Consider the following 1,405-nt stretch of genomic DNA (forward strand, 5'->3'; position numbering starts at 1 on the left):
CTATGGACATACCTATGCTTCGGTTTGCCCCCATTGTGAGTTACAGACAATAAGCAACACAGAACAGTAACAAGCCAGTTAACCTACTTTTGCTAATTATTAAGTCACTTATTACTTTAGATAAGACACCACTATCAATGCTCACTTTTCAATTTTTCATGCTCGTTTATTCAGCATCACTCTGGTAGAGTGCTTATTAATCAATAGCTTTGCTTTAGCGAAGCTTAAATAATAGGTTTGTTAAATTCGCAACGCACAAATACTAAGACGTTAGCCTTTAAGGGAATCTCGATGACTGAATCATGGCATAAAACTGAAACAGATTTAGACGCAGAGGAACATGCTTTAGATTTCTGGTCGCGCCATAGAGATGAGCTACAAACAGGTGAATTTTGGGCTGATCGTATAAAGAAACTGAGGGGCGAGCCTGAAAAACGTCTGGCACTAGCTATAGCAAACTTGCCATTGCCTGCATCCTTTAGAGAGGCCGCAATTGCCTCGAGAGCCCTGATTCGTGACAAGCGTAAACAAAAAATTAAATATGACGAAGAGTTAGCGCTTTTATATTGGCTGGCAGCAATCAATTCATTTTCAATACCCTATTCCGATGTATTGAAAGAGCCCGGTTACAATGTAGTTGAATCTGTCCCGGGGAAGAAATTGAAAGGACTTCCATTTTCATATCAATCCCTGGGTTATAAAAAATTGGAATTACTAAACAAGACTGATGTAAAGTGGCTTTCTGAGCTTTGGGGAGAGCCAGAAGAGCACATAACCCTACACGAAATGCATAATGATATTTGGCGCGAGTATGAAGGGAAACTTAAAGCTAAAAGAATGAATCGAGACCGAGAGTTCATGAAAAGTATCAATGAACTTGGATCTTCTCCAGCACAATTACCTAATCCTTTAAATGATTCAAAAGGCAGTAGTAAAGGTAAATGGCTTATTGCGGGAATAGTAATAGCCTTAATATTAGCGGCCGTATATGGAGGCTAGCAAGCGCATGCCCGAACTCCGTACATTTACTAATCACCCCACTTGCCTTTAGTTCCTTGGCTCCGACTCACTTCTGCCCAAAAGTGGGTTTGGGGCGGAACACGTTTTTGCCCCAAAGTTGGTTAGGCTATGACCTGCGGCCACCAACGTCGTGACGCTTCGCCCACACCAGACCAAGAGGAAATCAACGGCTATTCCCTCTTGGAGCTCCCAGCCGCCCCGCAACATTTTCGCGATTTACAAAACAACAGCTGCGAAAAGGTCGCCATGGGGATTGATCTAGCTTTTGACCGCACTTGACTTCTGCCTCAGCCTTATTCGAAAATGCTAACGCTTCCGATGGTACATCCTGTACCGCGAAAGCTAGCGGGCCATCCATGGCCAGCTCACGCATTCTTTTATAAAG

The 1,405-nt window shown here is 43.2% G+C and carries 1 protein-coding gene; it reads left to right on the forward strand.

Annotated elements, in window-relative coordinates; all coding sequences use genetic code 11:
- Positions 1–291: 291 nt before the first annotated feature.
- Positions 292–999 carry a hypothetical protein gene (locus H5185_RS22150; protein WP_182743318.1) on the forward strand — a complete coding sequence of 236 codons (708 nt, stop codon included), beginning with the start codon at positions 292–294 and terminating at the stop codon, positions 997–999.
- Positions 1,000–1,405: the final 406 nt, after the last annotated feature.

Origin of the sequence: Shewanella sp. SG44-6, from assembly GCF_014164185.1 — a bacterium.
GTDB lineage: Bacteria > Pseudomonadota > Gammaproteobacteria > Enterobacterales > Shewanellaceae > Shewanella > Shewanella vesiculosa.